We start from the raw sequence: 25807 nt of genomic DNA, 5'->3' as shown, positions 1-25807 counted from the left end.
GGGGCGGTTCAGCATGACTCCTCATCCAATCGGCTCACTCGGTATTCTATGTAGTACCAGACCAGGAACTCCTCCGTTCTCGGAGCATCATTATTGCCGAACATTGAGTCAAGCGGGTTCCAAATACGGGATTTCTGTCGTGGTTCTATGTCCTCAGGGAACTCAACATGCTCCTCATGTTGTTAATGGTTACGTCTTCGAAACGGATGGCTGGAAGGAAAGACTCGTTCCAATGCCTGATATTATCTACGATCGCTGTTTCTACCTGAAAGGAAGAGAACGTAAAGCCGCATCTAAGCTACTTACTTCTTCTAAGGAACAGAAACCCTGGATGATATGGGCAAGGGGATTACCAGGGAAATGGAAAGTATACAACAAGTTAAAACATGAGCTTTCCCTGAAAACCTATCTTCCACCAACTGCTCCCTATTTAGGTATTGAATCTCTAATCAAGAGCTTACTCACTTATCAAAAGCAGGTATTTCTTAAACCCCAAGCAGGTTCGCAAGGGAAATCAACTCTTCACGTACAGATGCCAGCCGCCTCTGAGCGATTAACAATTAAAGGTCGGGATTACCACAACAACCCATTCAGCCAAATTTTCGACACACGTTCTGAAGGTTTAGCCTGGATTCATCAATTTATTCACCATCGTCCATTTATCATCCAGCCCTATTTACATTTATATGACAAGAAAGAACATCCCTTTGATATACGTGTACTCATGCAAAAAAACGGTGAGGGACGCTGGATGCTCACAGGAATGGCAGTACGAAAAGGTTATATAGGAGGAACTACCTCCAATTTGCACGGCGGAGGAACAGCAACTTCGGTTCTACCATTCTTGATTCGGGAATTCGGAGCTACTCAAGCTGAACATATTATGGCTGTTCTTCATAACCTGTCGAAGGATATTCCACCGATACTGGAGAGCCACTTCGGTCGGCTGGGTGAGCTAGGAATCGATTATGGTATCGATACGCAAGGGGATATTTGGCTACTCGAGGTGAATTCCAAACCGGGTCGCAGCTCCTTCAATCATATCGAGGACCCGACAAGCGCAGTTCTTGCAGCAGAGAATCCACTCCGCTACGCTCGTTATTTATTGCTTCGACAACCTAGGAGGGTAAATTCATGAGTTTGACTTTTTGCAATGTTCATTTTTCGCAACAACCCGAGAAAGTCGCCTATATTTCAAATACACTAATGAAAAACCTCAAACTGTCAGGAAAAAAAAATATACACCTACGCTTTGGGAATGATGTCGTTCCTGCAAGCATCAAATCAATCAACAAAACGGGGAGCCATCTCTATTTAAGTTCAGGAATCCGAAATACCATCAACGTCCCCAAATCAGGAGGTGTATATCTCCGTAATCTTCAGGAGAATGAATTTCAAATTGGACCTCTGATTGGTATCTTATCTGATGGACCAACAAACTCTCCCACACAACCTTTCAGTTCGAGAACAGGCTTTATTAAACAACTCCTTAAAGAAGGTAGTAAGAAAGCTTACATTTTTGCATTTTCACCCAAGGATGTCAATTGGCAACAAGAAACCGTCCGGGGACATTTCCTAACTGAAAGTGGTACCTTCACCCGTAAAACGGTTCCTCTACCGGATGTAGTATACAACAGACTCCCGAGTCGTAAAGAAGAAACTTCTACATCTATAAATCAATTAAGAGAACGTTTCGGCCGCAGAAAGATCCCTTTCTTCAACTGGAGTTTTTTCAACAAATCAGATATCTATAAACTTATTGAGAATGATAACAGTGTCAATCGTTACGTTCCTGAATCCCATATGAATCCAACCACAGAGGTACTAAATGACATGCTTGAACGACATCAATTTGTATATTACAAACCTTCAGGTGGAAGTCTGGGAAAAGGGATCTATCGTATGACTTATTTACCTAAACGTGGCTATTTCGCGCGTTATCGCAAGAGCAAAGAGAATGTCCTTCTTCGCTTTAATAATTTCAAAAGTCTCATGCGTATGCTAAATACAAAACACGGTCGAACACTAAATGGATATGTCATTCAACAAGGAATCCGGTTGATTGAAATTGACAATTGTCCGATTGATTTCCGCTTCCACATGCATAAGAACGGTAGTAATCAATGGGTTGTCGTCGGCATTGGCGCCAAAAAGGCGGGACGTGGGAGTGTCACTACACACTTAAAGAATGGGGGCTCTCTCATGACCCCAGAACAGGCACTTAGTCGTAGCTTTGGTACACGTTCCGACGAAGTGCTCAAGCAAGCCAAACATGTTGCTATTTCTCTTGCCGAAGCCATCGAATTCCATCACCCCCATTTGCTCGGTGAGATCGGATTCGATCTAGGCATTGACCAAGACGAGAAGATTTGGATGTTCGAAGCTAATGCCAAACCTGGAAGAACGATATTCAACCATCCATCCCTCAAGAATGAAGGAAAAGCCTCGATAGAACATATTCTTGAACATTGCTTATATCTAAGCAAGTTCCGTAGGAGGACCAACCAGTGAACGGCCGGGGTTCTGAGGAAATCAAACCGGTTGTTGCTATATTGACAATGGACTCCACAAATGGTTTCCGAGGCAACCGTGATAATTTTGTGGATATTGTCCGAACAGGTAAAAACATGGGCTTTCCTGTTTATGTGGTCACTCTCCGTGATTTGAAATTTAATTCCCCTACGGTCAAAGGATATACACTAAATAGCAATAATGACTGGGAAGCATATCAATTCCCACTACCACAGGTCATCTACAATCGAATTCCTCTTCGCGAAGACGAAGAAAAACCTTGGGTTCATCGTAAAATATCGACGTGTTTACAGCATCCAGACATCCAGTTCTATAACCCTTATTTTTTTAATAAATGGCATCTTTTCGAATGGCTCAAGGTTTCCAAATCCACGGATTATTTGGTACCTCAAACGAAGCGTATGGATGGAGTTATCTCACTCGCAAGTCTTCTTGATAAACATCCCTACCTTTATTTGAAACCAGAAAGCGGAAAAGCGGGCAAAGGCATCATGATGTTGAAATACAAAAAAAATAAAATCATACCCTATAGACTAAAGATTCAAAATAATAGATCAAGTATCACTTATAAATCCACTAGTCTGAGAAGACTTTGGGTTCGTCTCAAGAAGGAAACCGGTCATTCCCCCTATATTATTCAACAGGGGATTGCGCTCGCAACGGTGGATCATCGTCCCTTCGATCTACGAATTCTAGTTCAAAAAAACGCAAAAGGGCATTGGGGAGTCACGGGTGTAGGTGCTCGAATGGCTGGCTTAAAAAGCATAACAACACATGTACCACGTGGAGGAACGATTGAAAGTCCCTCTAAACTACTCTCAACACTCTTTGGAACTGATATGTCCTCAAGCATGATGAGTCGAATAAGAACCACTGCCTTAATTATTGCACGTCAGATTGAGAAAGGCTCTGGTTTCACGTTAGGTGAAATGTCCATGGATCTCGGAATTGACGCTTTAGGTAAACTGTGGTTTTTTGAAGCTAATTCACGGCCAATGAAGTTTGATGAAGCACCTATTCGAAAAAAATCGTTAGAGCGGATATTTGAATATAGCCAATTCCTAGCTCGTAAGAACAAGCAGTATAATTAAGGAGGTGAGTATAGGATGCAAATTTCATCCTTTGATACCCTTTCCAAGCCCGAATGGCAGAAACAGCACGATCAAAGTATTCTTTTCGTAAAGAAATATAGCGGGAAACGAATTACAACGGAGGGCTTTCGTCACTTTGTTGAATTAACTTATACAGATTTATTACGCTCAGATGTATCATTTCTAATAGCAACGGTCCGAGGGGATCGTGGACCTGCGCTGGCTGGAGTAAGTTTCATTTCTGGGCATGGTGAAGATGCCTGTTTAATCGTTGTGCATCCTTTCTACCGCGGAAGACATGTTGGGACTTCCCTCATGTCTTCCCAACTCACCAAATTAGGCGAAATAAGCTGTAATGTTGCGTTGGACAATATACAAAGTCTTCAAATGTGCTTCAATGCTGGACTTACAGCTGGCTCACTCCATATCGGACCAACCGGCAAACCATGTCTTAAATTACATGGAGAAATCCGAAATAACTATACGCCAACGACTTCCATTCTAGAAGAAGGTGAATCGATATGCCACGTCCCGTCTTAGGGATCTTGACTCTCTATCTCAATGAGCAAAAACAACTCGAAGAACGAAACGTTTACCAGAACATGATCACCGAAGGGAACAAACTAGGACTTGACATCTTTGTCTTTACTCCTATGGATGTTAACGCTTCGAAGAAGAACATCAATGCTATGGAATATGATCCAACACAGCGTAAGTGGAGTCGAAGAGTTCGTGATTTCCCGAATATGATCTTTGACCGCTGTCGCATACAAAAAGGTTACCGATTTAAACAGCTTCTAACATTTCGGAAAAACTATGGACATCACCTTTTTCTTAATCGCCCACTCCGTAATAAATGGATCATTCACGAGGTTCTCTCCAAAAAAGAAAACTTCCGAATACACTTACCTGAGACGAAATTAGTTACCCGTATTTCCGATGTTGAACATATGCTAAAAAAAAGGTCCGTCGTATACCTCAAGCCCATTAATGGAACTGGGGGACGTGGAATTCTTCGGATCGAAAGATTAAAGAATCCGAATCATTATTATATTCAAGGGCGCAATCAACAACGCAAAATCATCACACCACAGAAAATACATGCAGCACGTCTTGGATCTATTCTGCAAACTTGGGATATGAAAGACAGTTATATTGCCCAAGAAGGGATTCCCGTTCAATTACCCAATGGACGTGTACATGACTATCGCATGTTGGTGCAGAAAAATCGGGAGGGACAGTGGGAGCTGACCGGTATGGTGGGCAGAGTAGGTGCCTCTCGAAGTATCACATCTAATCTCCACGGGGGCGGTCAAGCCATAACTATGGATACGTTGTTAACTCAATGGATAAAAGACCGAGAAATACAAGAGCAAGTGAAGAAGAAATCAGAAATTCTTGGACTAGAAACGGCTAAATATCTAGAACAAACCTATGGTGCCTTATGTGAACTTGCCCTTGACTTAGCTATCAATAAGAAGGGTGACGTCTTCCTTCTGGAAGTTAACCCTAAACCCGCTAGAGAAGTGTTCGCAAGAAGTGGGCAAAAAGACATCTATCGTCAATCTATAATCAAACCTTTAGAATATGCCTTGTGGTTATATAGACAAAAAGAGGTTCTTATCAAAGCAGAAGTATCAGAAGTACACGAAGAGGAATTATCCTAACAAAGAGGGACTCGACAGAAATCGAGTCCCTCTTCTACTATTTACAATTAATCAAATTCAATCTTCTTTCGCAATCTGTTCCAGAAACCTAATCAATTCTGGATTCGGATCTGGTTCCTTCAACTTCAAGCTTCTCAAAGATTCTACAGCAATACTTAATACAACAAAATCACGATACCACCGATGATCCGAAGGTACAATATACCAAGGAGAGGCACTACTACATTTCTCTAAAACTTCCTCATAGTGTTTGCGATGTTGTTTCCAAGATTTACGCTCCTCAATATCATTAGGATCCAGCTTCCAGTTCTTACTTGGATCTTCGATGCGACTCTTTAATTTCTTCATTTGAAATTCCTTCGATATGTGCAAGAAAATTTTAACGACCAAAGTATGATTTTCGTTCAAAAGCTCCTCAAAATGATTGATGTGTTTAAATCTTCTCTTTGCTACTTTGTCTGTTATCAAATCGTGTACCCTTGTGATGAGGACATCCTCATAATAAGACCGATTAAACGTAGTTATGTGGCCAAGTGCAGGTGTTCTTGTATGGGCTCGCCATAGGAAATCATGCAGACTCTCTTCTTCTGTCGGTGTTTTGAAACTATAAGAGGATACCCCTTGTGGATTAAGTCCCGAAAAGACGTGCTTGATAACGCCATCCTTTCCACTACAGTCCATCCCTTGAAATACAAACAAAACCGCCTGTTTCTTACCGGCAACGAGCATTTCCTGTAACTCTTGAAACTCTTCTTTTAACTTCAAAGTTTCCTCTATGATTTCCTCTTTACTCAGAATCCCCCCCGTATCACTAGGATCAATGGCGGTAAGATCCACCTTCTTCTTTACAGGTAGTGCAAATGATTTGGGCATCTTTTACATCCTCCATAAATAACAAATTTGGACTCTTTGAGTGTGAACCCATTAATAGCTTCGTTATATTGAATTCGTGCAGTATGCTAAGACTATCATGTATTCTAATCATAGATTATTTACCTATTATTAACAAATGATATAAATCTCTCCTCCAAATTTAAAAAAGCCTACTCATCAGTGAGTAGACCTTGTACGTTCCGAACGTTCTAAATATCGTTGATAGACCCAAATCGAACCTGTCAGCCAACAGGCACTCATCAGATATCCCCCTAGGATATCACTTGGATAATGAACACCTAAATAAATACGACTTACACCAATGAATGTAATAAATAGGGAACTCAGAATGATGATTGTGACACGTCCAATTGTCGTTGGAACATGTTTCCACACTAAAAAGGCAATAACGCCATACAGTGTAAATGCAGCCATAGAGTGTCCACTTGGGAAACTGTAACCATGAGCTTCCGCAATGCGGTTAATGTCTGGTCGAGCACGTTGAAATATTAACTTCAGTAACGTATTCAACAGTGCAGAACCAATGACTACACACACTAGAAAAATGAGTTCTCTACGGTGACCCAGAAATGTGTAAAGTACAATCATAACCACGAACGTAATAATGGCTATGGGAATCCCATTACCAATCATCGTGAAAAATTTCATGATTGTAGTCAATCGAGGCGCCTCGATACCCTGGATCACAGAAATAATAGTATGATCAAAATTCTGAATTTTAGCGTTCCCAACAAGTACAGCAATGAGACCAAACCCGATAGCACATATGACGCAGACCATTAAAGTCATTGAAAATTCAAGCTTCCTATTATTCATAAGTAATGTCTACCCTTCATGTTTTTATTATCTTAACATACATATAACTTCTAAGAAGCTGCATTATGGACTTACACCAAAGTAAATAGTACTATTCAAACATAGGTTTAAACAGGAGGCGTCCCGTCTATGGAACATTTAACAACCCATCGTATGGAGGAAATATTACAAGAACACCATCATTACTTTTTCAGCGGTCGAACATATGACCTTCAATTTCGGATACAACAATTAACTAAGTTAAAAGAGGCCATAAAGCGCAATGAACAACAGATTATGTCAGCTCTATATCAAGATTTAGGTAAGAGTGAATTTGAAGCCTACGCTACGGAAATTGGTCTAACGTTAGATAACATCGGATATATGATGAAACATTTGAAACAATGGATAAAGCCACGAAAGGTAAAAACACCCATTCACCAATATCCGTCCAAAAGCTTTATTCTAAAGGAGCCCTATGGAACCGTATTAATTGTAGGTCCCTTTAACTATCCTTTCCAATTAGTCATTGAGCCACTCGTCGGCGCCATCGCTGCTGGCAATTGCGCTATACTCAAACCTTCTGAGAATACACCTAACGTATCGGCTATCCTTACTACCATCATAAAAGAAACATTCGACGAATCCTACATTCGAGTAATAGAAGGGGAACGGGAGACAACATCGACTTTGATTCATGCACCCTTTGATTATATCTTTTTTACGGGAAGCGTACCTGTAGGGAAAATAGTAATGGAGGCTGCCGCTATGAATCTCGTTCCTGTCACGCTTGAATTGGGAGGGAAAAGTCCCGTTATTGTAGATCCAACAGCCAATATAAAGTTAGCAGCCAAACGTATTATTTGGGGAAAATTATTAAATACAGGACAGACGTGTATAGCCCCTGATTATGTCATCGCTCATGCAGATATCAAACAAGAGCTAATTGAGTCCATGAAAGATGTCATTATAAGTTTTTACGGAACAGATGCCAAAGAAAGCCAAGACTATGGACGAATCGTCAATGAACGCCAATATGATCGCCTCACTGCTATTTTAGAAAAAGATAACGCTAATGTTCTATACGGTGGTAACTCAGTCAAAGAGGATCTATATATAGAACCTACTCTATTAGCTGTCAAATCACCATCTGATGCTTGTATGCAAGATGAGATTTTCGGACCAATTCTACCTATCATGGAATACCATGAGCTTGAAGAAGCTATTCAGATCATTTATAGTCGTCCTAAACCATTAGCCGTCTATTTATTTACTGAGAACAAGGATACTGAGAATGAAGTTTTGAGACGTGTTTCCTTTGGAGGCGGATGTATTAATGATACCATCTCACATGCTGCCAGTGTCCATCTCCCCTTCGGCGGAGTAGGAAATTCAGGTATAGGCGCATATCATGGAAGAAGTAGCTTTGAACTCTTCTCCCACAACAAAAGTATTATCAAGAAGAGTACAAAGTTAAGTATTAACGTCGTCTTCCCTCCTTATAGGGACAAAATTAAACTCCTCAAAAAATTATTGAAATAGTGAATAATGCTAAAGATAAAAGGGCTTTATCCTTAGGAAACCTAGGGATAAAGCCCTTTTATCTTTTCATGTACCGTACCACGCCATGTGGAACATAGTGTTCAGCAACAAGACATTTCTAAGAGATACCTCTAAACTTTCAATTTTAATGTCAGCAGAAAATAAAGTATTAGACTGTCGCTGTTTTATTGAACTAACGTACCCCGTTAATCATTAAGTACCAACCAAATTTCATGATACATACCCTGTTCATGTGTTTGTTCGATTTTGGGTTTATAATAAAAGTATCTTAAAAAACGAATATTCAAAACATTGATTTTACTGACACCATAGACCAATCAGAAAAGAGGGCAAAAAATGAATCAAAATGGTTATTCCCTTCAAGAAAAGGAGATAAGGTAATCACGACTACACAAGACTATCGCCAGCTACAAAAGGCAGCAGATATGAGCGAGGTCGAATCCATCGGAACACATACCATGAGAAAAACATTTGGTTACTGGTTCTATAAGCTGATGAAGACAACTCATTCCCAGTCGGCTCCGAATGCAGCGAAAAAGAACCTTTTAGGAAAAGTTCCAGCATCTATTAACATCGTGATGCCTAGCCCATAATAGATAGGGAGCCCCGGAAAGGCCGGAATAATCCCCCCCGGCCCCGAGGGCGGAGTAGCAAAATGAATGGCATTATCGTTCTGAATTGTGAGTTTGTTCCCACAAATGAGTGGGTTCCGTTCTGTCACTAACCTGGATCCATCATATATGTGCACTTTACTAATGCAACTACTAATGTCTGAATTTGATAGAATAAAGACACGTAAAAGTTTCGGGCGATAGGTGCCTGTTAATACCGGTGAGGGCATCGGAACGTGAAACCAGTGGTTGGTGCCCGTTTTAGTCTGCACCTGTGTGCCAAAACCATAACGAGTAAATTGGTCGAGCTGTTCTGGTGATTCGGGGACGACCGCATTGCCATGAGTCCACAAAGCAGTGAATACCATAGTATTCCTCCTAGTTGTAATAATTTTCTTTTTCTATTCAGCAATATTCCGTAATTATAAAATTATTACAAAAACCGTTACTTTACCGGTCGAAAATCCCGCTTATTTTGGCTACTCTTCCACTAACCTGCCTCGTTAGCGTAATGGGGCGTTACCAGTCTAATTCTTTATTTTCTTTTGACATTTAAAACACCTTCTGCTCCTGCCGGTCATCCTTGATCATCTCGACCGCTTCTTTGAAGCGTAAAGCGTGTACGATCTCACGCTCACGTAGGAACTTCAGACTGTCCTGCAGATCGACATCATCGGTCATATCAATCAGCCACTGGTATGTAGCCCGTGCTTTCTCCTCGGCAGCAATGTCCTCATACAGATCCGCTAACGGGTCACCTTTCGCTTGAATGTAGGCAGCGGTGAATGGAACTCCGCTTGCGTTCTCATAGAAAAGAGCACTATCATGGGCCGCGTAATGCGGACCTAGGCCCGCAGCTTTCAATTGTTCAACTGAAGCATCTTTGGTTAGTTTGTAGATCATTGTCGCGATCATCTCGAGATGAGCGAATTCTTCTGTTCCAATGTCCGTCAGAAGACCAATGACCTTATCAGGTATTGTATACCGCTGATTTAAGTATCGGAGCGCAGCCGCCAATTCCCCATCAGCACCGCCATACTGTTCAGACAAATATCTGGCCATTTGGGGATCGCACTTACTAACCCTTACAGGATATTGCAATTTTTTCTCATACACCCACATGAACAAACCTCACCTCCGTTAGATTCTAGACTTGCCAAGGCCAAGGGGACTGTGACCATTGCCATGGAAATCTTGAAAAAGCATGACCAAAATTCATCAGAGGTCCATATACTTCTTGGAACTGATGCGCAAGCCGCATTCTTTCTTGGCTAAGTTGGTTGTACTGCTGAATACTTTTCAGATCCTCCGGATGTGTGTCGAGAAATAAGTTGAGTTCTATAAGCGCAAAATCTACGGTTTGGAGCTGTTCAAGCCATTCATAAAACTGTTCATCACACGCTGTAAACTCCATCAAGAAGCCCCCCCTTGCGATTGTCTAGCCGTATAAGGGCTATAAAGTGCGGGCCAGAGCGTTCCACGTCTCAAAGCTTCAGAAAGGCTATACTGGGGCCAACCCAATGGCTGGAAGTTAATAAATTGATTTGGCGGTACCGAGAATGTCCTGCAGAGCAACGGTGGACATGGGTCGAACGGACCAATAAATGGTGTATAACTTCGTATCTGTGAGTTCAACAAAAGTCTCCTCCTTAATGATCATATTACGTAGCGCGACGTGCGTCTTTGTAATTAGCATATGACGTTAGCCCAGAAAATGAACTGAAATAAGACAAAAAAACTCCTTGGCTTGGCCGAAGATTCAGCTTTACCCGTAAGGAGTTTAAATAGGACGGGATGATTAAGTCATATCGTACTTAGCTTAATCATCTCGTTTGGTGAATGGATTTAAAACTTGATTTTAATATGGAACAGACCCGCTTTACGCATAGCAATATAAATGATAATGACCAGCGGTCCGATAAAGAAGCCGATAACCCCAACTAATTTGAAACCAACATACATGCTGATTAGAGCAGGAAGCGCACCGATACCAACTGCATCACCAATAATTTTGGGTTCGAGGACACGACGCCAGACCGTAATCACAATAAAGAGGATCACTAATCCAAGAGCTGTATAGGTATTCCCAATAATCATCAGGTATATGGCCCAAGGGATTAGAACCGAACCTACCCCCAGTATGGGTAACAGGTCAACAACGGTGACTAATAGTGCGACAGCTAACGGATAGGATACGCCTAAGATTAGAAGTCCTAGAAGCGTAACTACATATGTCGATATACTTAGAATAAGTTGGGCACTTAGAAATCCGAAGATTGACCTTTTGAGACTATGGATCACATCATTCACTTGGCTCTGTGACTTTTCTTCAAAGAAAGATAGTACACTACAACGCATCGTATCGAGACTGAAACTAAACAAATACACAGCCACGCAAAACACAATGAAGAATATAAACATATCCGGTATCCCTTTAGCAAAAGACAGAAATGAAGAAGAAACCGTATTTACCAAAGATTGAACGTACGAAGTCAGATTAGATAGAAACTGCTGTAAACTAGTTGCCACATCTGGCTGAAGACGGTCAAATAAACCTTCTGCCTGAATAATCGCCTGTTGAATAAAATCATTAGCGCTTGAGAAGTAACTAGGTGCATTCTTCCAATACTCGACGAGTTGAGTAAACACTTGAAGTCCCAAGATATATACTAGTAATAAAATCAATAGTAGAAACAACGTGCATGTGATGGTAGATGCCGCGATTCGATTTAGCTTCAACCGTTGCATTAGGACAATATTAGCCGGTTCAATGGAGATCGCTACTAATGCTGCGAGAAGAAATGGTGAACCGATCGTAAAGAGACCATAGATGAAGAGAAGACTTAACGCAATAAATAATAATTGCTTCCCAGACATTCTTCACATCCTTTAAAGATCATCCTGCATTTGTTCCAAGGTTATACCCTTCTTCTTGTCAACTCGCAGAATCATGACCCTTGTAATACGCAATCGTGTCGATTCCTCTACCTGAAATATGAAATTACCGATCTGTACACTTTTCCCTTTGGCAGGACTGCCCTCAAGTTCTTTGAACAACCATCCCCCGATGGAATCCACTTCATCGTCTTCAATCACAACGCCAGTCAGATCATTCACATCCTCAATAAGCATCCTCCCTTTCACTGAAATAATGTCGCCATCAATTTCCACATTCTCACGTTCATCATCCTCGAATTCGTCATATAAATCTCCAACGATTTCTTCTAGGATTTCTTCCGCTGTGAGCATTCCCGCCGTTCCACCATACTCATCCACAACAAGTGTGAGCTGAGCATGTTTCTTCTGCATCAGGCGGAGGACATGGCTGATTTCCATGGATTCAGGAACATTTAATATCGGTCGAAGCATGGATGTAAGATCCTCTTGTTGTTCCTTGTCCGCAAGTAGAAGATCCGTAATATGAATAAAACCAAGAATCTGATCTTTATCTTCTAATGCAACAGGATAACGAGAATGCTTGGTCTCACTAATTATCTTTATGTTGTCTTCAAGAGGTAAATTCACATATAAGCAAACCATATCCGTTCGAGGTAACATAACCTCACGAGCCAACAAATCTGAGAACTCAAAAATGTTGTCCATAAGCTTCATTTCTTCTTTATCAATCACGCCACTTCGGGCACTCTGATTCATTAGTAACCGGATTTCTTCCTCAGAGTGAGCCCCTTCCGACTCGGTGGCAGGTTGAATACCGATGATCCTTAGCAACGTATTAGCAGAAGCATTCAACACCCAAATAAATGGGAAAAATACTTTATAAAAGAAGATCAAAGGCGCAGAAAGTGCAAGAGCTGTTGCTTCTGTTCTTTGGATCGCTATTGACTTGGGAGCTAATTCTCCTAATACAATATGTAAGAAGGTAATCAGGCTGAATCCAACCACAACACCCACCGTTGTAATGAGCGTTGGATCGGTAACACCTAACTTAAACATGATAGGTTCCACTAGAAGTTTCGAAATAGCTGGCTCTCCAAGCCACCCAAGAGCCAAAGAAGTCAGGGTGATTCCAAACTGTGTTGCTGATAAATAGGAATCCAACTTATTGTTAACTTTCAGAGCAAATCCAGCCAACTTATTCCCTTCACTGACTAATTGTGTAATACGTGTTTGACGTATTTTCACAAGTGAAAACTCAGCCGCAACGAATACTCCATTTAACAATACAAGCAGCAATACTAGAGTTATATTGAATGTAAGTTCCCCGATTGCAAACTCTGTATGCAATACGAACGCCTCTTTTCTATAAACTGTTTGCGGTTCTTAATTTAAAATCAATGCCTTTATAATACATATCTGCTACGAGCAAGTTTGGACCACAGCAACCAACAGCATCACAATGACAATTCACTTTTTGGTTCAAGGGATGACCGTAAGTCCATTGATTAAATATATCCTCAAGTGATTCATTTTTAATATTTCCAAACGGAGGAATATCTGCAAAATCAGTCACATACACGTCCCCAGAAAATAAATTTACATTCACACGGTTACGACCATCTGGATCATTACGAACTGTGATATTCTTTGACTCCTTTAATCGGCGAAGCAGCTTTAAATCTTCCTCCCGATCACTACAAGCATAGAATGGAAGTGTGCCGAACAACATCCATACAGACTCATCACGTGAATCAAGCAGACTATATATGGCATTACGCATATCTTCTAAGGATAATACCGGAAGACTTGAAGCAAAGTTTGACGGATACATGGGATGAACTTCATGGCGTTGACAACCCATCTCTACAATCAATTCATGGATCTTATCCAGCTTCTTATGTGTTCGATAATTAATCATGGATTCGGCAGAAATGTACATGCCTGCATCGGTAAGTTTACGCGTATTCTCAATCATCGTGTCATATAGACGGTACGCCGCCTCCTTACTTACGGGATGTCCACTGTTAGCAAATCCAACCTCATGAAAATCATCTCCGTTCAAGTAATTGAACGACATATGCATAACGTCAAGATATGGAAGTAACTTCTCATAGCGATCCATACCCATCGTCAAATTGGAGTTTATCTGAGATTTAATGCCACGTTCTTTCGCATATTTCAGCAGAGGAACAATCACTTCGTCTACGGTTTGTTTCCGAAATAGAGGTTCTCCTCCTGTCATACTTATCGTTTCCAAGTGTTCTACTTGGTCCAATCTCCTGAGCATCAGATCTAGAGAAAGAGATTCCGACTCTTTCATGACCAACATATCCCCCACAGCACAATGTTCACATCGCATATTACAAAGATGAGTAACCGTCATTTCTACACTAGTCAGGACATGCTGACCATACTTCCGAAGAGAATTCATAGGTTCCCATTGATCATAACTTGGTGATATCGTTTTCGTGTTCGTAGATCTTGTATTGTCTTCTGTAATCATATTCGCCACCCTGTTCCCTTTATTAACCAAAGATATAATAAGCACAAACGTTTTACTATATATCATATCACGAAGAGGGTTTTAAATCATTTTTCTTGGTAACGTAAAACTTGTTAGTCATTCAAATATATTATTATCCCAAGGCACAAAATAATCATACATATATAGATTGAACTAAAGACGAACCCCTATATTCATGAACTTATGTTAGAAATGATTGAAGTTGTGAGCGCAAACTTTAGTTCAATCTATATAACAAAAAAACCATGTTACAACGACAACTTCTGCGATAGTGGCACCTCTTTGTGCACCACAGTCGAAATAGCTTTCACAATGTCATTGTTTCATGAATTTTTGTTTGTTTCTTATTGAATCGTTGCTTCGGGAAACGTGTCTAGACCTTCCACTTGTGTAATGACGATGGACAGAGATAGCGTCAAATCCATATCATAGGGCGCCTTCAGTGCTTCTCCATATTCGTTAGTAAGAATACGAACTACAGGCCGTTGAGGTATACTTGGATGTATTCTGCTTACCACACCAGTCTCACCTGAACTGAGCTTCACACTCATACCTGGTGGATAAATTGCGACCTTATCACGAAACACCTGTAGCTTCATCTGATCAAACAGAATACCAGAACCCCCATATAAGAGGTCCATGGCTTGATGTGGAAGCATAGCTTGCTTATACACACGATGGGAAGTCATAGCATCATATGAATCTGCCATCCCTAACCACTGTGCAAACTCATGGATTTCAGAACCTTTAAGTCCTCGTGGATAACCTGTACCGTTCAATCTTTCGTGGTGCTGCAATGCACAGTGCGCTGCAAGTAAAGGAATGCCAGGCTCGTCTTTAAGTATTTTAAAACCTAATTCCGTATGAGACTTGATTTGTTCGAATTCCTTCTCATCCAATCTTTCAGGTTTCATCAATATCTTAATTGGAATCTGAGTCTTCCCAATATCATGTAGAAGAGATCCTATGCCAAGAACCTTAAGTTGTTCGTAAGATAACCCACTTGCAGCACCTAGAATTAATGTATATATACATACATTTAACGAATGCCTGTATAAATAATGATCTGTTAGGTTCATATCCATAAGCATTATCATTGTGACTTCTTGGCTATTAAGATCATCTAGAATGGATTGCATCACGTTAGAGAAATCTTTGCCCAAATGACGATACCCACCAATACTATTTCCGGTAGCAGTGGACTCCGATATTTTTTTAAAACTAGATTGAATGGTATATAGAGCTTTGCGACGTGTTTCTTCGTGCAGAACCTCAGGGATGACAATGTCCTCTGTTAATAAGTCTTGAATATATACATAATCGATGCTAATCCCTTTTAATCTACGAATCAGATTATTGGTTAATTCCACACCTTCTGCTAACAATGTAACTCCATCAGCACTATATATTTTCTTGCCTAACTTCATGCCTTCTTTAAGCATCTGTACAGGTACTAGTCGCAAAGTGTATCCTCCTACATGGATGAATAATGTCATGACACATCAAAGCAGTTACATTGATCTCCCACTCGAGAAAAATACGCTTGGATGCGATTAATTCAGTATGAATATCCAAAATACAGCTGCAAGTACAAATCGGTAAATAGCAAAGTGAGTAAGTCTAATTCGCTGTATAAGCTTCATAAAAGCCAATACTACCAAGTATGCAACAACAAAAGCTACGAAAAATCCTATAGCAAAGTATCCTATAGTGTCACTATTGAAATATCGGTAGGAATCGAGTAATTCATAACCCGATGCAGCACACATAATCGGAATTGCGATCAAAAAGGAGAAGTCAGCTGATGCTTTATAGCTAACTCCACTCAGCATTCCCCCAGATATGGTAGAACCAGAACGTGAAAATCCTGGCCATAGAACAGATATAATCTGATATAGTCCGATCAAGAAAGCTTGCTTGTATGTTAAGTCATCTAAATCATGTGCTGTTACTTTTGATTTCGTTTTATTGAACCATTCTGCAAAGATCATAAATATACCACCGGCAACTAATGCCCATACAACGGTATTCGCACTAAACAAACTCTTAATAAAATCTCTCGCAAAAAAAGCGACAATAAGTGCAGGTGCAATACCCAATATCACGTGTATAAGATCAAGCCCTTTTGATGGTGAACCCACAAGGGTTGTTTTATCCTTACGTTTTAGTCCAAGTAGGCCCAAGATTCGGCGCCAGTATACAATAGCAATAGCAAGAATAGCTCCTAACTGAATAACTATTTCAAAAGTTTTCATAATATCCGTTTGATCATCAAACCCCATTGCTTTGGAAGTTAAGATCATATGACCCGTTGAAGATACTGGAATAAACTCCGTAATTCCTTCCACTATCCCAAGAATAATTGCTGTAATCGTATCCATTATATCCTCCTAAATGTTTCTGTTCCAAATGATCCATTATATGTTGAAATCCTGATAACTTAGACTACTGAGTACCATCTTATCTCATGACAATCCTCGAGACTACCCGGACGTTGAAGTTCAATACTTAATAAGTCCCTCAGAAATTCTGGTAGAATAAACCTTCTATCAGAACCCTCAGCAATTCTTTCGTAACCTATTCCAAAAGTGAACATATCAATTGTACCTACACTATACTCATGATCATCACACAATGGGACACCATTGATATTTACGCTAACTATCCTATCATAAGGGATTCGGGTACTATCGTACAAGACCTCTGCCCCATCTAGCGCTATACTTCCTAATACCTTCCCCCGAAATCCATAACCAAAAATCTTCTTTTCCTTATATTCAGACAACAAACTTTGTTCCAACGTATATCGAATATCACTGCCTTTTAACTTAAGAATGCAAGGATTAATGGGTGACGGACATAATTGATGTAACATACCCACTGTAATATTCCCCTCCGGAAGAGACCCTAACAGCTGCCCTGTATTAACCATAGCAACTTCAGTCTTTGTAAATTGGCGTAATGACTGTGCCATAATATTACCAAAAGGGGATTCCTGACCCTCTTCATTTAACAATAAAACATGGTCCGTTACGGTTATTGTACGCTGTAAAACCTCATTAGCTTGCTTGCGGTGAATCTCTAAAGCAGCATTTATCTTGTCATCCTTTCTCATCGGATCAACAGGTAAGCACCCTCCCCATACCACTTTATATCTCCCTTCACAGTCTCGCTCCATGACTACTTTACCTACGAATTGTCCGAACTTACCCGCACCACAAATACTAGTACTACCGATATATATGGGCTCTTCAAGTAAATGATGTGTGTGTCCACCCAGAATTAGATCTATTCCCTCTAAGTTCATCGCGAGTTCACGATCTGTTGGCAGTCCTAAGTGAGATAGAAGAATAAGAATATCAACTTGTGGTCTTAGGTTAGCAATCTGTTCTCGTATTGCGATTTCAGGATCAATTGCCTCCCACCCAAGAAGTCTGTAGAATTCATCAAATGGTGCGGTTACGCCAATGATCCCTATGTTGATATTTCCTTTGGTTATGATCGTATGTTCCTGCATCCAACTTGGACAAAGACCACTAGCTAATTCACGGATATTACAGCAGACCACGGGACACAACAACCCACTATAGGCTCTCTCTAACATATCAGGTGTAAAAGTAAGTCCCTCATTGTTGCCAATCGTAATCGCGTCATAGTCCGTTAAATTAATAATGTCCGTATTTGCTAGCCCAACACTACCTTCTGTCTCTACTGACATGCGATCCATATGATCACCTATATCCAACAGAAGAAGGGGACTGTCTGAGGCAATATTTTTTTCCGCGCTTATCAGTCCGGCGATGGAACTTACCATTTCAAAATGACTATGAATATCATTGGTATGCAGAATGGTTAGTCTTTCTTTCTTAAGCTGTGCCATGATGATTGCCCTCCCTCTCTTCGCTTCCAAATTCAATCGAATGGATTTCACGCATGATCACCCGATGCTTCCTCATAATGCTTAATCATAACATTTCCTTAATGATTGTGGTATATTGAAGGAAAAAACCGACATAACCGAGGTGCAAAAAATTGAATATTAAGATTAGACTTTTTGCTGGACTAGCTGAACTACTAAACACTTCTGTACTGGATTTCTCCTTAGATCAGCTGCCCATTAGCGCCGATCAATTAAAAATTTCACTTTCTTCTGCTTACCCCGATGCTGCATCCCAAATTTCAGTATCTTTCTTTGCTATCAATGAAGAATATGCCACAGGCGAAATGATGATTACAGCTGACGATGAAGTCGCACTGATTCCTCCGGTATCCGGAGGGGATGGACAGAAGTCACTCATAGAAAGTAGTTCCGATGGGATGTATGTCATCACGGATACCCCCCTTTCTATAGAAGATGTATATTCCAAAGTATTGAACAACAATCATGGAGCTACACTCTCTTTCGTCGGAACCACAAGGGAAATGACCGGAGACAAGCGAACCGTTCATTTAGAATACGAAGCCTATATCCCTATGGCATTATCTTATTTAGAACGAATCGGAACGGAATTGAACACGCGTTGGCCAGGTACGCTTTGTGCAATTTCTCATAGAATCGGAAGGGTTGATATACAAGAAGTCAGTGTGATTATTGCGGTTTCTTCCGCACATAGAGATATTTGCTACGAGGCGAGTCGTTATGCCATTGAGAATTTAAAGCAATCTGTTCCTATCTGGAAAAAAGAGATCTGGGATGACGGGAAAACATGGAAGGGAGTTGACCAGCAAGAATCTTGGGACCCTCTTTCACGCTAATCTATATATCCAATTTCTTCTTATTATGATATATTTATTTATTATAAATAGCTAAGTGAGGTGTCTTCCTCTTGAGAGTTCATGTAACCGATTTAAAACCTGGAGATATTTTACAAGCGGATACTTTTAGTGATAAAGGCTTACATGTATTAAAGAAACAAACCGAGCTAGGAACAATTGAGATTGCCAAATTATTTCAGCATGGTGTTGATTATGTAGATGTTGAGTCTCTTTATACGAAGGAATCTTTATATGATTCACCAAAGAATCAGGAGTCGCTCGCTAAGATTAAGCCTCATCTAGCAAACGCTATTGACGGATTCGAGAATATATTCTTAGAATCTATCAGTACCGGGAAAGTTAATAGTAGTGTGGTCGACGACATCCTTCATCCCTTGGTTGATCAATTGTCAGACCAATCAGACGTTGTATCTTTATTGTTAGCGAATGATTTCAATGATGACTATACGTATCAGCACTCCATGCAAGTTGGGATGTTATCCTACTATATTGCAAGTTGGTTAGGTTACTCTAAGAAGGATGCCTATTCCGCAGGCAAAGCAGGATATTTACATGATATCGGCAAATGTAGAATTCCTCGCGAACTACTTAATAAACCTGCCAAATTAACCCATGAGGAATTTGAAGAAGTAAAGCTACATACGACTTATGGTTATGAAATCATTCGTAATTCTTCAATGGACGAAGCATCCGCATTAGTTGCACTACAACATCACGAACGTGATGATGGTAGTGGATATCCTCTTAGATTACATGTACATAATATCCATCCATTCTCACAAATTGTAGCTGTCGCAGATGTGTTTAGTGCAATGACTACTCACCGTGTATACCAATCCAAGCAAGAATTATTAACTGTTCTTCGTGAAATATACAGCCTGAGCTTCGGTAAATTGAATGCTAAACCTACACAAGTATTCATTAGAAATATGATTCCAAATTTCCTTGGAAAGAAAGTACTCTTATCAGATGGTCAATCGGGAACGATAGTTATGACAAACCCTATAGATTCATTTCGTCCTCTTATCCAGATCGACTCTATCTTTCTAGACCTTTCCACTGAACGGAATTTATCTATTGAAAAATTATTCATGTGATATACATAGTAAAAGCAGGGCCTTATTCATTAGGGAGCCTGCTTTTACTATATATATCGTTAGTTCAGATGCTGCCTTCCATCTCAACATCTGAATTCATTTATACATTCTGTTTCGGTTGTCCAGATGCTACTCGTAGCTCATCAGCCAATCTTCCAATCTCCTTTTTGTCTGCAGGCGTCTTGGCTACTTCCCATGCTGGCTTGAGATACTTATCAATGATTGCATTTGCGTCTTTTTTGTCCACTGTAAATAGTTCCTCTTTAGCATAATAGTCTTGCAAGTACTTCGTTGGTTCAACCACACCACTTTCCGTCAACGTGTAACCAAATGATGGAGAACATACCTTACGGATCTCATAATGAAGATGAGCACCTATACTTATCCCAGTACTTCCTTGAAGTCCTACTTTCTCCCCTCGCAGTACCCTATCGCCAACCTGAACCATAGCCATAGTTAAATGAGCATAACAGTGTAGATAACCCTTGTCATCCTTAATTGCCACCACAATACCGTAGCCTCCAAATCCCGATCCATTAACTCCTTCTTTAGCATGAATGACTTCTCCAGCAACAAATGCGTACAACGGGCCCTTAGAAGGTCTAGTTACAAGATCAACGCCTCTATGGAACTTTGGCACTTTGAATACTGGATGAATACGCATGCCGAATGGACTTATTAGTCTATATGATTCAAATGGGTTCATCACTAACCACTCCTTCTATCTCAATTATTCTCTCGATTCATTCATATATTCTATTCTTCCAATCTATCCTTCGCTTGTGCGCTTGCTTGGAAGACTAACCTAACAGAACTACAACAAAAGGCGACTCATGACATTCAAGTCACTCACCGCCTAACCATATATATTACAAAAAAAACGTGTCCGAGGACTTCAACACAATAGTGTAGAAGTCACCACGAACACGTTTTTATATGTTACATAAAAGAAGTAAACCTTTGTCATACAAGAATTAACCGATACTACCTTCCATTTCGAACTTAATGAGACGGTTCATTTCTACTGCATACTCCATTGGAAGTTCTTTCGTGAACGGTTCAATGAAGCCCATAACGATCATTTGAGTTGCTTCCGCATCTGTAAGACCACGGCTCATTAGGTAGAAGAGTTGGTCTTCTGACACCTTAGATACAGTAGCTTCATGCTCCAGCGTAATGTTGTCATTCATGATCTCATTGTATGGAATTGTATCCGAAGTGGATTCGTTATCTAGGATCAACGTATCACACTTGATATTAGACTTAGCTCCTTCGGCTTGACGACCAAAGGAAGCCAGACCACGATAGGTTACTTTACCACCATGTTTACTGATGGACTTAGATACAATCGTAGATGTTGTGTCTGGCGCTAAATGAATCATTTTAGCTCCCGCATCCTGATGTTGACCTTTACCTGCAATGGCAATGGACAATACCATTCCTTTTGCTCCACGGCCCTTAAGAACAACAGAAGGATATTTCATCGTCAGTTTGGAACCGATGTTACCATCTACCCATTCCATCGTTGCATTCTCTTCAGCTACTGCACGTTTCGTAACCAGGTTGTAGATATTCGGTGCCCAGTTCTGAATCGTTGTATAACGCACGCGTGCGTTCTTCTTACAGATGATCTCAACAACGGCACTGTGTAGAGAGTTCGTGCTGTATATTGGAGCTGTACAGCCTTCTACGTAGTGAACGTGGCTATCTTCATCCGCAATGATCAGTGTACGTTCAAATTGTCCCATATTCTCGGAGTTAATGCGGAAGTATGCTTGTAGTGGCATTTCACATTTAACACCCTTAGGAACATAGATAAAGCTACCACCGGACCATACAGCACTGTTAAGAGCTGAGAACTTGTTATCTGCTGTTGGAATAACGGTACTGATATATTCTTTAACAATTTCCGGATGCTCTCTAAGTGCCGTATCCATATCCATGAAGATAACACCTTGATCTTCAAGGTCCTTCTGCATGCTATGATAGACAACTTCCGATTCATACTGTGCAGATACTCCAGCTAGGAATTTCTGCTCAGCTTCAGGAATCCCAAGCTTATCAAAAGTTTCTTTGATTTCAGAAGGAACTTCCTCCCATGTTTTCCCTTGTTTGTCGGAAGCTCTAACGAAATATTGAATTTCATTGAAATCCAAATCATCCATATTCCCGCCGAAATTAGGCATAGGCATTTTCTCGAATGTTTCTAATGCCTTCAGACGGAAATCAAGCATCCATTCTGGTTCGTCCTTAATACGAGAAATTTCTCTAACGATCTCAGGAGTTAAACCTTTTCCTGTCTTAAAAATGGACTCATGTTCATCACGAAACCCATATTTATATTCTTCTATTTCTGGTGATTTCTTAGCCACGTTATTTCAACTCCCTATCATTATTTATTGAACTGTTCCTCATCAATCACTTTGCGTAGTGCATTCCAAGAGAGCGTTGCGCATTTAATGCGTGCAGGGAACTTATTCACTCCAGATAAGGCTTCAATATCTTCATAATCATCAAATTGAACGTCTTCACCCAACATCAGCTGTGAGAAGCGTGCAATCATATCTCTAGCTTCTTCCAAAGTCTTACCTTTAACCGCAGCTGTCATCATCGAAGCGGAGGACATACTTATAGAACATCCATCGCCGGTATATTTGGCATCTTCTACAACGCCATTATTCACCTTAAGCTGCAGTGTGATCTTATCGCCACATGTAGGGTTATTTAAATCGACCGTTATAGCGCCATCTTCAAACTTACCTTTGTTACGTGGGTTTTTGTAATGATCCATGATTACTTGCCGGTATAAATCATCAAGTTGCATCGCCGAAATACTCCTTTGTCTGGATTAAGGCACTTATAAGACGATCAACATCATCTTTGGTATTGTATAAATAAAAGCTAGCACGCACCGTCGAATTCACATTCAACCAACGCATAAGAGGCTGGCAACAATGATGTCCTGCTCGAACGGCTATACCACTTGCATCAAGAACTGTAGCTACATCATGAGGGTGAACATCACCCAGATTAAAGGTTACCAGTCCAACTTTACGTGTGCGAGGACCATACACTGTAATCCCTTTAAGCTCTGACAAGCGATTCATCGCATACGATGCTATTTCACTCTCGTGGCGTTCAATGTTATCCATACCGATGTCAGTAAGGAAATCAATAGCAGCACCTAGTCCCACAGCACCCGCAATGATAGGTGTTCCGCCTTCAAACTTCCACGGTAGCTCTTTCCATGTAGAATCGTAGAGACCTACTTCATCAATCATTTCTCCGCCGAATTCAATCGGCTCCATAGACTCCAGCAAGGCCTTTTTGCCGTAAAGTACACCAATTCCGGTTGGACCACACATTTTGTGAGAAGAGAAAGCATAGAAATCACTATCTAAATCTTGAACATCTACTTTCATATGTGGCGCGCTTTGAGCCCCATCTACCACAATAATAGCACCGTTACGATGAGCAATTTCAGCAATTTGTTTAACGGGATTCACGACTCCCATAACGTTGGATACATGTGCAATTGCCACGATTTTAGTCTGTGCTGTTACAACTTTTTCAACTTCAGCCAGATCTACCGATCCATCTGGTTGCAGAGTAATATATTTAAGCGTAGCACCGGTAGCTTTCGCTACCTGTTGCCACGGGATGAGATTACTGTGATGTTCCATGGGTGTTAATACAATTTCGTCACCTTCTCCACATACCGCACGTGCATATGATGAAGCAACCAAATTTAAAGCCGTTGTTGTCCCTCGAGTGAAGATAATCTCTTGTGTACTTTTGGCATTAATGAAACGAGCCACCTTTTCGCGAGCACCTTCATATGCATCTGTAGCACGGCTACCAAGAGTATGCACTCCACGATGCACGTTCGCATTGTCCCATTGATAATAATGCTGCAGTGCATCAATAACCACACGTGGCTTCTGAGAAGTAGCTGCGCTGTCCAAATATACTAATGGATGTCCATTGATCTCCTGCTGCAAAATAGGGAATTGCTCCCGCACGTCAAGATTCATCGTCCCAACTTCCTTTCAACTAGAGCCTGAAGTTGCGTACGCAAGCCTTCAAGTGGAATTTGAGATACCACTGGAGCCAAGAAACCGTAAATAATCAATGCTTCTGCCTCTGTACGGGAAATACCACGTGACATAAGGTAATAGACTTGTTCTGGATTCACTTGTCCAACAGATGCAGCATGTCCTGCAGTTACATCATCCTCATCAATAAGAAGAATTGGATTCGCGTCTCCACGTGCTTTCGGACTAAGCATTAACACTTTTTCCGTCTGCTGTCCGTCTGCTTTGGAAGCACCATGTTCAATCTTCGTAATACCATTGATAATCGCTGTAGATTGTTCACGTAATACAGCACGTGTAATCATTTGGCTAGGTGTGTTCTTGCCGAAATGCTGCGCTCTGGTTGTGTAATTAAGTTTCTGAGCGCCCGATCCAACAGCAATAACCTTAGCATCCGTAGATGAACCATTACCTTTGAGAATAGAACTTGTGTCGCTCATTGCATTCCCGTCGTTCATTTCACCAACGATCCACTCAATAGCACCATCGTTCTCCACGACAGCACGACGGTAACTTAAATCAGTTACTTCATTGCCAAATTGATGAACTGTAGCATAACGAACCTTAGCTCCAGCTTTTACAAATACTTCAACGGACCCATTATGGACCACGTTACCCTCAATCTCACCGGAAACATAATTATCAACATAAGTTACGGAGCTATTGGTATCCGCAATAATCAATATATGTGGAGCAAATGTCGCTGTCTCTTTATCAGTCAAGAAAATAGCTTGAAGAGGTAAAGTAACTTCCACGTTCTTAGGTACATATAGGAAAACTCCGCCATTCCATAGTGCAGCATGTAATGCAGTAATGGCGTTCTCGCCTTTCTCAATAGCTTTATGCAAGTAGCTCTTCACTAAATCTCCGTGTTCAGTAGCTGCTGTATGAAGATCCATGAAAATAACACCTTGTTTAGCTAATTCAGAAGAAAGATGAGTATAAACCACACCAGAATTGTGCTGAACAATTAGACTACCTTCTAAGTTTTCATCCTTAACCAGTCCTTGGACAGACATTGGAAGGTTCTCTAAAGAATCAATCACATTCGTTGCTTGATAAGCGCCGTAAGATTGCGTATTCCAGCGATCTAATCTTGTCTTTTCAAGACGAGGAAGTTCCAATTGGCCCGCCAATTCCAATGCTTCAAGGCGAAGTTCCGTTAACCAGGCTGGTTCATTATTTTGTAGCGATATTTCTTTTAAACTTTCGGTATTCACCGGAAGAATGGTTTGTGTTGTCATTTCTTTGTCCTCCTCCCGTTA

The 25807-nt window shown here is 40.7% G+C and carries 25 protein-coding genes and 1 pseudogene; 9 read left to right on the top strand and 17 right to left on the bottom strand.

Features of this window, described 5'->3' with window-relative positions:
* Positions 1–13: 13 nt before the first annotated feature.
* The 5 genes from PGLA_RS09605 to PGLA_RS09585 are packed head-to-tail and all read left to right on the top strand — an operon-like array spanning position 14 to position 5290.
* On the top strand, positions 14–1138 hold the full coding sequence (locus PGLA_RS09605; RefSeq protein WP_068532002.1) for a YheC/YheD family endospore coat-associated protein: 1125 nt from the start codon (positions 14–16) through the stop codon (positions 1136–1138).
* On the top strand, positions 1135–2511 hold the full coding sequence (locus PGLA_RS09600) for a YheC/YheD family endospore coat-associated protein (protein ID WP_068532001.1): 1377 nt from the start codon (positions 1135–1137) through the stop codon (positions 2509–2511). Before PGLA_RS09605 ends, PGLA_RS09600 begins: the two co-directional genes overlap by 4 nt.
* Positions 2508–3623 (top strand): YheC/YheD family endospore coat-associated protein, encoded by a 1116-nt coding sequence (locus tag PGLA_RS09595; protein WP_068531999.1) that lies wholly within the window; start codon positions 2508–2510, stop codon positions 3621–3623. Before PGLA_RS09600 ends, PGLA_RS09595 begins: the two co-directional genes overlap by 4 nt.
* A 15-nt stretch (positions 3624–3638) precedes the next feature.
* Positions 3639–4163 (top strand): GNAT family N-acetyltransferase, encoded by a 525-nt coding sequence (locus PGLA_RS09590; protein WP_068531997.1) that lies wholly within the window; start codon positions 3639–3641, stop codon positions 4161–4163.
* A complete protein-coding gene (locus tag PGLA_RS09585; protein WP_068531996.1) occupies positions 4145–5290 on the top strand; it encodes a YheC/YheD family endospore coat-associated protein in 1146 nt (381 codons plus the stop codon). The genes PGLA_RS09590 and PGLA_RS09585 overlap by 19 nt, the downstream gene beginning before the upstream one ends.
* 57 nt (positions 5291–5347) lie before the next feature.
* On the opposite strand, the gene PGLA_RS09580 is transcribed toward PGLA_RS09585, so the two are convergent.
* A complete protein-coding gene (locus tag PGLA_RS09580) occupies positions 5348–6163 on the bottom strand; it encodes a PPK2 family polyphosphate kinase (protein ID WP_068531994.1) in 816 nt (271 codons plus the stop codon).
* A gap of 177 nt (positions 6164–6340) precedes the next feature.
* Positions 6341–6973, bottom strand: a complete 633-nt coding sequence (locus PGLA_RS09575; protein WP_245699786.1) for a phosphatase PAP2 family protein — start codon at positions 6971–6973, stop codon at positions 6341–6343.
* Between the two features lie 156 nt (positions 6974–7129).
* Between PGLA_RS09575 and PGLA_RS09570 the strand changes: the two genes are divergently transcribed.
* The gene (locus PGLA_RS09570) at positions 7130–8521 is read left to right on the top strand and encodes an aldehyde dehydrogenase (protein WP_068531990.1); all 1392 of its coding nucleotides are present in this window, start codon (positions 7130–7132) and stop codon (positions 8519–8521) included.
* A gap of 356 nt (positions 8522–8877) precedes the next feature.
* Positions 8878–9042, top strand: a pseudogene (locus tag PGLA_RS28860) (site-specific integrase); the annotation flags it as partial.
* Positions 9043–9047: 5 nt separating this feature from the next.
* Here PGLA_RS28860 and PGLA_RS27385 read toward each other — a convergent pair.
* From PGLA_RS27385 to PGLA_RS09525, 10 genes are all read right to left on the bottom strand, one after another.
* A complete protein-coding gene (locus tag PGLA_RS27385; protein ID WP_161487867.1) occupies positions 9048–9506 on the bottom strand; it encodes a hypothetical protein in 459 nt (152 codons plus the stop codon).
* Positions 9507–9705: 199 nt separating this feature from the next.
* Complete coding sequence (locus tag PGLA_RS09560) at positions 9706–10275, bottom strand: manganese catalase family protein (protein WP_068531986.1); 570 nt, start codon at positions 10273–10275, stop codon at positions 9706–9708.
* A 25-nt stretch (positions 10276–10300) separates the two neighbouring features.
* On the bottom strand, positions 10301–10567 hold the full coding sequence (locus PGLA_RS09555) for a spore coat protein CotJB (RefSeq protein WP_068531984.1): 267 nt from the start codon (positions 10565–10567) through the stop codon (positions 10301–10303).
* A complete protein-coding gene (locus PGLA_RS26700; RefSeq protein ID WP_084410906.1) occupies positions 10567–10788 on the bottom strand; it encodes a spore coat associated protein CotJA in 222 nt (73 codons plus the stop codon). Before PGLA_RS26700 ends, PGLA_RS09555 begins: the two co-directional genes overlap by 1 nt.
* A gap of 210 nt (positions 10789–10998) precedes the next feature.
* Positions 10999–12030 (bottom strand): sporulation integral membrane protein YtvI, encoded by a 1032-nt coding sequence (gene ytvI / locus PGLA_RS09550; protein ID WP_068531982.1) that lies wholly within the window; start codon positions 12028–12030, stop codon positions 10999–11001.
* 12 nt (positions 12031–12042) lie between these two features.
* Positions 12043–13398, bottom strand: a complete 1356-nt coding sequence (locus PGLA_RS09545) for a hemolysin family protein (RefSeq protein WP_068531978.1) — start codon at positions 13396–13398, stop codon at positions 12043–12045.
* Between the two features lie 16 nt (positions 13399–13414).
* Positions 13415–14554, bottom strand: coding sequence for a radical SAM/CxCxxxxC motif protein YfkAB (gene yfkAB / locus PGLA_RS09540; protein ID WP_068531975.1), 1140 nt, complete (start codon positions 14552–14554; stop codon positions 13415–13417).
* Positions 14555–14919: 365 nt separating this feature from the next.
* Positions 14920–16038: an HD-GYP domain-containing protein gene (locus PGLA_RS09535; protein WP_068531973.1), complete on the bottom strand. Its 1119-nt coding sequence runs from the start codon at positions 16036–16038 to the stop codon at positions 14920–14922.
* Positions 16039–16128: 90 nt separating this feature from the next.
* A complete protein-coding gene (locus tag PGLA_RS09530; protein WP_068531971.1) occupies positions 16129–16956 on the bottom strand; it encodes an undecaprenyl-diphosphate phosphatase in 828 nt (275 codons plus the stop codon).
* A 59-nt stretch (positions 16957–17015) separates the two neighbouring features.
* Positions 17016–18455: a bifunctional metallophosphatase/5'-nucleotidase gene (locus tag PGLA_RS09525; RefSeq protein ID WP_068531969.1), complete on the bottom strand. Its 1440-nt coding sequence runs from the start codon at positions 18453–18455 to the stop codon at positions 17016–17018.
* A gap of 152 nt (positions 18456–18607) precedes the next feature.
* On the opposite strand from PGLA_RS09525, the gene PGLA_RS09520 reads away from it, so the two are divergent.
* Together PGLA_RS09520 and PGLA_RS09515 are read left to right on the top strand one after the other, a co-directional pair.
* Entirely contained in the window at positions 18608–19330 is a 723-nt protein-coding gene (locus PGLA_RS09520; RefSeq protein ID WP_068531967.1) for a molybdenum cofactor biosynthesis protein MoaE, read from the top strand.
* Between the two features lie 71 nt (positions 19331–19401).
* Entirely contained in the window at positions 19402–20448 is a 1047-nt protein-coding gene (locus PGLA_RS09515) for an HD-GYP domain-containing protein (RefSeq protein ID WP_068531965.1), read from the top strand.
* A 100-nt stretch (positions 20449–20548) separates the two neighbouring features.
* Here PGLA_RS09515 and PGLA_RS09510 read toward each other — a convergent pair whose 3' ends face one another.
* The 5 genes from PGLA_RS09510 to sufD form a co-directional block, all read right to left on the bottom strand.
* Entirely contained in the window at positions 20549–21154 is a 606-nt protein-coding gene (locus tag PGLA_RS09510) for a M23 family metallopeptidase (RefSeq protein WP_068531964.1), read from the bottom strand.
* Positions 21155–21422: 268 nt separating this feature from the next.
* Entirely contained in the window at positions 21423–22820 is a 1398-nt protein-coding gene (gene sufB / locus PGLA_RS09505) for a Fe-S cluster assembly protein SufB (RefSeq protein ID WP_068531962.1), read from the bottom strand.
* A 20-nt stretch (positions 22821–22840) separates the two neighbouring features.
* Positions 22841–23272 carry a Fe-S cluster assembly sulfur transfer protein SufU gene (gene sufU, locus PGLA_RS09500; RefSeq protein ID WP_068531960.1) on the bottom strand — a complete coding sequence of 144 codons (432 nt, stop codon included), beginning with the start codon at positions 23270–23272 and terminating at the stop codon, positions 22841–22843.
* Positions 23262–24482, bottom strand: a complete 1221-nt coding sequence (locus PGLA_RS09495) for a cysteine desulfurase (protein ID WP_068531956.1) — start codon at positions 24480–24482, stop codon at positions 23262–23264. Before PGLA_RS09495 ends, sufU begins: the two co-directional genes overlap by 11 nt.
* Positions 24479–25786 carry a Fe-S cluster assembly protein SufD gene (gene sufD / locus PGLA_RS09490; RefSeq protein ID WP_068531954.1) on the bottom strand — a complete coding sequence of 436 codons (1308 nt, stop codon included), beginning with the start codon at positions 25784–25786 and terminating at the stop codon, positions 24479–24481. Before sufD ends, PGLA_RS09495 begins: the two co-directional genes overlap by 4 nt.
* Positions 25787–25807 lie beyond the last annotated feature (21 nt).

Source organism: Paenibacillus glacialis (assembly GCF_001637205.1).
Taxonomy (GTDB): domain Bacteria; phylum Bacillota; class Bacilli; order Paenibacillales; family Paenibacillaceae; genus Paenibacillus_AQ; species Paenibacillus_AQ glacialis.
The sequence above is the reverse complement of the archived record's forward strand: the minus strand, read 5'-3'. Positions and strand labels throughout refer to the sequence as shown.

Coding starts and splice junctions, on each gene's coding strand:
- sufD (WP_068531954.1), bottom strand. CDS start 25,786: ATGACAACACAAACCATTCTTCCGGTGAATACCGAAAGTTTAAAAGAA.
- PGLA_RS09585 (WP_068531996.1), top strand. CDS start 4,145: ATGCCACGTCCCGTCTTAGGGATCTTGACTCTCTATCTCAATGAGCAA.
- PGLA_RS09555 (WP_068531984.1), bottom strand. CDS start 10,567: ATGGAGTTTACAGCGTGTGATGAACAGTTTTATGAATGGCTTGAACAG.
- PGLA_RS09530 (WP_068531971.1), bottom strand. CDS start 16,956: ATGGATACGATTACAGCAATTATTCTTGGGATAGTGGAAGGAATTACG.
- PGLA_RS09600 (WP_068532001.1), top strand. CDS start 1,135: ATGAGTTTGACTTTTTGCAATGTTCATTTTTCGCAACAACCCGAGAAA.
- sufU (WP_068531960.1), bottom strand. CDS start 23,272: ATGCAACTTGATGATTTATACCGGCAAGTAATCATGGATCATTACAAA.
- PGLA_RS09570 (WP_068531990.1), top strand. CDS start 7,130: ATGGAACATTTAACAACCCATCGTATGGAGGAAATATTACAAGAACAC.
- PGLA_RS09495 (WP_068531956.1), bottom strand. CDS start 24,482: ATGAATCTTGACGTGCGGGAGCAATTCCCTATTTTGCAGCAGGAGATC.
- PGLA_RS09605 (WP_068532002.1), top strand. CDS start 14: ATGACTCCTCATCCAATCGGCTCACTCGGTATTCTATGTAGTACCAGA.
- PGLA_RS09590 (WP_068531997.1), top strand. CDS start 3,639: ATGCAAATTTCATCCTTTGATACCCTTTCCAAGCCCGAATGGCAGAAA.
- PGLA_RS09575 (WP_245699786.1), bottom strand. CDS start 6,973: ATGACTTTAATGGTCTGCGTCATATGTGCTATCGGGTTTGGTCTCATT.
- PGLA_RS09525 (WP_068531969.1), bottom strand. CDS start 18,455: ATGGCACAGCTTAAGAAAGAAAGACTAACCATTCTGCATACCAATGAT.
- PGLA_RS09560 (WP_068531986.1), bottom strand. CDS start 10,275: ATGTGGGTGTATGAGAAAAAATTGCAATATCCTGTAAGGGTTAGTAAG.
- yfkAB (WP_068531975.1), bottom strand. CDS start 14,554: ATGATTACAGAAGACAATACAAGATCTACGAACACGAAAACGATATCA.
- ytvI (WP_068531982.1), bottom strand. CDS start 12,030: ATGTCTGGGAAGCAATTATTATTTATTGCGTTAAGTCTTCTCTTCATC.
- PGLA_RS09510 (WP_068531964.1), bottom strand. CDS start 21,154: ATGAACCCATTTGAATCATATAGACTAATAAGTCCATTCGGCATGCGT.
- PGLA_RS09580 (WP_068531994.1), bottom strand. CDS start 6,163: ATGCCCAAATCATTTGCACTACCTGTAAAGAAGAAGGTGGATCTTACC.